Origin of the sequence: Bacillus sp. SIMBA_005 (genome assembly GCF_046535585.1) — a bacterium.
Taxonomy (GTDB): Bacteria; Bacillota; Bacilli; order Bacillales; family Bacillaceae; genus Bacillus; species Bacillus pumilus.
On the sequence record NZ_JAWRWI010001182.1, the window covers coordinates 1 to 235 of the forward strand.

Here is a 235-nt window from a genome sequence, read left to right on the forward strand (position 1 = left end):
TCGTATAGCCAGGATCTGGAACCAAGAGTTTATGCCAATGTCCCTAAAAATCTAAACGTAGTTGCTGCAGGCTATTTGTTTATGAATGGGAATGTGCTTACAGATCCTTCTTTACCTATAACAGATTTTACACTTCACAGTCATAATTTAGCATTCAATTATATTCGGACTTTTGGTTTGTCCAATAAGTTGGCTCGTGTGCAGATTTCGCTTCCCTATACTTTTATGGATGGTT

General features: G+C 37.4%; 1 protein-coding gene. It reads left to right on the forward strand.

What is annotated here, in order from left to right:
• Nucleotides 1-235 (forward strand): hypothetical protein (locus tag SB660_RS23835; RefSeq protein ID WP_410585078.1); only part of this gene is annotated, 235 nt, incomplete at both ends.